Genomic DNA, 5,477 nt, shown 5'->3' with positions numbered 1-5,477 from the left:
TGAATCGATTATGACCGAGTTTGGCTTAGAAATGCTTAAAAATTTTATTACATTATATAGGTGAAAGTGATGGCACATGTTTATTTATGTTAACGGGCAAATCGTGACGAAGAAAGATGCTTGCATTTCCCCATTTGATCATGGGTTTATGTATGGACTCGGTTTATTTGAAACATTTCGCGTATATGATGGACATCCTTTTTTACTTGACGACCATTTAACGCGTCTTCACGACGGGTTAAATATGTTAAACATCTCATTTTCTATAACGCGGGACGAAGTGATGCATATCCTCTCTCGCTTGTTAGAGGCAAACGGTTATCGCGATGCATATGTGCGTTTGAATGTTTCGGCTGGCGTTGGTGATGTGGGGTTACAAGTGGAGAAATATACAGCGCCAACGGTTATTATGTATATGAAACCTGTCCCGGCGTTCCCTGATGAAAAAGTTTGCCAAACGTTACGAATGAGACGAAATACACCAGAAGGGTATATCCGTTTAAAGTCACATCATTATTTGAACAATATTTTAGGTAAGCGGGAAATCGGTAAAGATGCACACGTGGAAGGTATTTTCCTTACACAAGACGGATTTGTAGCAGAGGGAATCGTTTCAAACATTTTTTGGGCAAAAGATGGTGTCGTATATACTCCTTCCGTGCAAACGGGTATTTTAAATGGTGTTACACGAATGTTTGTGATAGATTTGTTGTGTTCGTGGGGCATTCATGTACAAGAAGGATTTTATGTATTACAACATCTTAAAGAAGCAGATGAAATATTTTTAACGAATTCCATCCAAGAAATTGTGCCGGTTTGTCGATTGGATGGCGATGTATATCCCGGGAAATGCGGGGAAATTACAAGCCGGCTGAAGCATGCGTACGCATCGTTTACAAAACAATTATGGACGAGGTATGACAGAAAGGATGGGAACGTTAATTGATTAACGTTATTGATTGCGGAAAACATAAGCTCGATTTAAAAAAACAAACGATTATTATGGGGATTTTAAATGCCACACCTGACTCTTTTTCTGATGGCGGAAAGTTTTGTCATGTAGAGCAGGCGGTTGAACGGGCTAAGCAACTTGTAGCTGAAGGGGCACATATCATTGATATTGGTGGGGAATCGACTCGTCCGGGGGCTGAGAAAGTATCGCTTGAAGAAGAGTTGCGTCGTGTCATTCCGGTCGTAAAAGCGGTTGCCCATGCGGTTGATGTGCCCATTTCGATCGATACGTATAAAGCGGAAGTAGCGAAGCAAGCCATTGAGGCAGGAGCGACGATGATTAACGATGTTTGGGGGGCGAAAGCAGATTCGAGTATGGCTGAAGTAGCCGCTACTTACGGTGTGCCTATCGTATTAATGCATAATCGTCACGATCGCAATTATAAAGATCTCATTTCAGATATGATTCATGATTTAAGAGAGAGCGTTCATATAGTGAAGCAGGCTGGTGTAAAAGATGAGCAAATCATTATTGACCCGGGTATCGGATTTGCGAAAACAGTTGAACATAATTTACAAGTGATGCGCCGATTGGACGAGCTTGCTGTGCTTCGTTATCCTATTTTGTTAGGAACATCGCGAAAATCATTTATCGGTCATGTGCTTGATCTGCCAGTTCATGATCGACTAGAAGGAACAGGAGCAACTGTTTGCCTAGGCATTGCAAAAGGGGTGCATATTGTTCGTGTGCACGATGTTTTACCGATTGCTCGAATGGCTAAAATGATGGATGCAATGCTTGGAAAAGGTGAAGAAAATGCGGGATAAAATTTACATTAGTCAAATGGAATTTTATGGTTATCACGGGGTGTTTCCGGAGGAGAATAAACTCGGCCAACGTTTTTATGTTGACGTCACAATCGAAACGAACTTACAAAGAGCAGGCATTACTGATGATTTGAGCGAAACGATTAATTACGCGCATATATACGACATATGTCAAAGCATCGTTGAAGGCAAGACTTTTAAACTTATTGAAGCGGTAGCAGAGCAGATTGCTGAGCAAATTTTATCCGCGTATGAAGCAGCGTCATCGTGTACAGTGAAGGTGACAAAGCCTAATCCACCAATTAAAGGTCATTATGCTTATGTGGCGGTTGAAATTACGAGAGGACGTTAGAAATGGAACATATTTCTTATATTGCGTTAGGATCGAACATAGGGGATCGCTTTGCATATTTGCTTCAAGCAGTGAGAGCGTTACATGACCATGAATGTATTTCTGTTTTAGCGACATCTTCCGTTTATGAAACAGATCCTATTGGATACGTTGATCAGGCGTGCTTTTTAAATATGGTTGTGAAAGTCAGTACATCACTATCCCCGCTAGCTTTATTAACAGCGACAATGAACATCGAGAAAATGTTTGGCCGTAAGCGGGAAGTTCGTTGGGGACCGCGGACGTTAGACCTTGACATTTTGTTATATAATCACGAAAATATTGAAACAGAACAACTTATTATTCCACATCCGCGCATGTTTGAACGGGCGTTTGTGTTAATCCCGTTATTTGAAATAGATGAATCACTGATCATTCCGTCTGTTCAACGTCCTTTACGTTCTTACATCGACCAGTTGTCACATCAAGGGGTTCGCATATGGAAGAGTCGTGAAGCGGTCGAGGAACAACTTTACGAAAGGAGGGAGTTTAATGTTTAAAATCGGAAATGTGCAAATCAACAATCCTGTTGTGCTCGCTCCGATGGCCGGAGTATGTAATTCGGCTTTTCGTCTAACTGTAAAAGAATTTGGGGCAGGACTTGTTTGTGCGGAGATGGTTAGCGACAAAGCGATTTTATTTAACAATCCGAAAACGATGGGGATGCTCTACATTGATGAGCGCGAGAAGCCGTTAAGTTTGCAAATTTTCGGAGGGGAGAAAGAAACGCTCGTACAAGCAGCTAAATATGTAGATCAGCATACGAATGCGGATATTATCGATATTAATATGGGTTGCCCTGTTCCGAAAATTACAAAATGTGATGCAGGAGCGAAATGGCTATTAGATCCAAATAAAATTTATGATATGGTCGCAGCTGTTGTCGATGCAGTTGAAAAACCTGTGACAGTAAAAATGCGGATTGGTTGGGATGAAAATCATATTTATGCTGTTGAGAATGCCCAAGCGGTAGAACGAGCAGGTGGAAAAGCTGTTGCTGTTCACGGTCGAACGCGTGTACAAATGTATGAAGGAAAAGCAGACTGGAATGTCATTAAACAAGTGAAGGAAGCGGTTAACATCCCTGTCATTGGTAACGGCGATGTACAAACCCCTCAAGATGCGAAGCGAATGTTAGAACAAACCGGTGTCGATGGCGTGATGATTGGCCGGGCTGCTCTCGGTAATCCGTGGATGATTTATCGCACGGTTCGCTATTTAGAAACAGGCGAGCTCATTCCGGAGCCATCTGTTCGCGAAAAAATTGAAGTTTGCATTTTACATTTAGATCGCTTAATTGCTCTGAAAAATGAGTATATCGCTGTGAAAGAAATGCGCAAACATGCTGCGTGGTATTTGAAAGGTATTCGTGGAAACGCTAAAGTGCGCAACGCCATTAACGAATGTCAAACGCGCGATGAGCTTGTGGCGTTGCTTATGAATTTTGTAGAAGAAGTTGAGGCAAAAGAAAGCGATGTTGTGATGGAAGTGTAAAAAGCATACTGTCAGCTCATGCTGGCAGTATGTCTTAAAAAATAAAAGGTCATTGGAGTGAACTTTGTTATGTCACATGAAGAATTAAATGATCAGCTGTTAGTTCGTCGTGAAAAGTTACATAAGTTACGTGAAAAAGGAATTGATCCATTCGGGAAACGATTCGAGCGTACACATAAAGCGGAAGAGTTGTTTGCGTTATATAGCCATTTATCGAAAGAAGAGCTCGAAGAGAAGCAGGTTCATGTTTCTATTGCCGGTCGAATTATGACGAAGCGCGGCAAAGGGAAAGCGGGTTTTGCACACATTCAAGATTTGACAGGACAAATCCAAATTTATGTTCGTAAAGACGATGTTGGCGAAGAACAGTATGAAATTTTTGATACATCAGATTTAGGAGATATCGTTGGAGTTCGTGGTGTAGTTTTTAAAACAAAAGTAGGCGAATTGTCTATTAAAGTCCATTCATATGAGATGTTGACAAAATCGTTGCGCCCGCTTCCTGAAAAGTATCATGGTTTGAAAGATATTGAACAACGCTATCGTCAACGTTATCTTGATTTAATTATGAATCCAGAGAGTAAAAAAACATTTATTACACGTAGTTTAATCATTCAATCGATGCGCCGTTATCTAGATCAAAAAGGGTATTTAGAAGTAGAGACGCCAATGATGCACTCGATTGCTGGGGGAGCTGCGGCACGTCCATTTATTACGCATCATAACGCTTTAGATATGACACTTTATATGCGTATTGCAATTGAGTTGCATTTAAAACGTTTAATTGTTGGTGGACTAGAAAAAGTATATGAAATTGGTCGCGTGTTCCGTAATGAAGGAATTTCGACGCGCCACAACCCGGAATTTACGATGCTTGAACTTTACGAGGCGTATGCTGATTACACAGACATTATGAAGCTAACAGAGGATATGATTGCTCATATTGCTCAGGAAGTTCTCGGAACTACAAAAGTGCAATACGGAGAATATGAGGTAGATTTAACACCTTCATGGAAACGACTTCATATGGTCGATGCGATCAAAGAATATGTTGGTGTTGATTTTTGGAAGCATATGAGCGATGAGGAAGCTCGGCAACTAGCGAAAGAGCATGGAGTAGAAGTAGCTCCGCATATGACATTTGGTCATATTGTTAACGAGTTTTTCGAACAAAAAGTAGAGCAACATCTCATTCAGCCGACATTTATTTACGGTCATCCAGTTGAAATTTCACCGCTGGCGAAGAAAAATCCTGAAGACCCACGCTTTACGGATCGATTTGAATTGTTTATCGTTGCGCGTGAGCACGCTAATGCATTTACAGAATTAAACGATCCGATCGATCAGCGTGAAAGATTTGAGGCGCAATTGAAAGAAAAGGAACAAGGAAATGACGAAGCGCATGAAATGGATGAAGATTTCATCGAAGCGTTAGAATACGGCATGCCACCAACGGGTGGATTAGGGATCGGTATCGATCGTCTTGTTATGTTGTTAACGAACTCACCATCTATTCGTGATGTATTGTTGTTCCCTCAAATGCGTCATAAATAATCGTTTGGAAATTTAATGAGTGAGGTGTTTTTTCCTCACTCATTTTTTCAAAAGAAAGTAAAAAACATCTTGCTTAAATATGAACAAATATGATATATTACTAAACGTCCGTGTTAAAAATAACATGTAAAAAAGCAAAAGAAAAAAGTGTTGACAAAGAAAACACTAAATGTTATATTAAAAAAGTCGCTTAAAAACGACAAAGATGTTCCTTGAAAACTGAACGAAGCGAAAAGCGTACGAAGCTAGAGAGATAAAC

At 40.6% G+C, this 5,477-nt stretch carries 6 protein-coding genes; all 6 read left to right on the top strand.

The window, feature by feature from the left end; translation table 11 throughout:
- Positions 1–76 precede the first annotated feature (76 nt).
- The 6 genes from pabC to lysS all read left to right on the top strand — a co-directional run bounded on the left by pabC (position 77) and on the right by lysS (position 5,218).
- The gene (gene pabC / locus V7Z64_RS11505; protein ID WP_297990884.1) at positions 77–946 is read left to right on the top strand and encodes an aminodeoxychorismate lyase; all 870 of its coding nucleotides are present in this window, start codon (positions 77–79) and stop codon (positions 944–946) included.
- Positions 947–1,002: 56 nt separating this feature from the next.
- On the top strand, positions 1,003–1,779 hold the full coding sequence (folP, locus tag V7Z64_RS11500) for a dihydropteroate synthase (protein WP_297990888.1): 777 nt from the start codon (positions 1,003–1,005) through the stop codon (positions 1,777–1,779).
- Positions 1,769–2,131 carry a dihydroneopterin aldolase gene (gene folB / locus V7Z64_RS11495; RefSeq protein ID WP_297990883.1) on the top strand — a complete coding sequence of 121 codons (363 nt, stop codon included), beginning with the start codon at positions 1,769–1,771 and terminating at the stop codon, positions 2,129–2,131. The genes folP and folB overlap by 11 nt, the downstream gene beginning before the upstream one ends.
- Positions 2,132–2,133: 2 nt before the next feature.
- A complete protein-coding gene (gene folK / locus V7Z64_RS11490; RefSeq protein ID WP_003398244.1) occupies positions 2,134–2,670 on the top strand; it encodes a 2-amino-4-hydroxy-6-hydroxymethyldihydropteridine diphosphokinase in 537 nt (178 codons plus the stop codon).
- Positions 2,663–3,664 carry a tRNA dihydrouridine synthase DusB gene (gene dusB / locus V7Z64_RS11485; protein ID WP_003398245.1) on the top strand — a complete coding sequence of 334 codons (1,002 nt, stop codon included), beginning with the start codon at positions 2,663–2,665 and terminating at the stop codon, positions 3,662–3,664. Before folK ends, dusB begins: the two co-directional genes overlap by 8 nt.
- 69 nt (positions 3,665–3,733) lie before the next feature.
- Positions 3,734–5,218 (top strand): lysine--tRNA ligase, encoded by a 1,485-nt coding sequence (gene lysS / locus V7Z64_RS11480; protein WP_297990882.1) that lies wholly within the window; start codon positions 3,734–3,736, stop codon positions 5,216–5,218.
- The last annotated feature ends 259 nt before the right edge of the window (positions 5,219–5,477 follow it).

It is taken from the genome of Anoxybacillus sp., from assembly GCF_036834105.1.
In the GTDB taxonomy this organism is placed as follows: Bacteria; Bacillota; Bacilli; order Bacillales; family Anoxybacillaceae; genus Anoxybacillus.
Note: the sequence above shows the minus strand (reverse complement) of the source record. Positions and strands in the feature narration are given on the sequence as shown.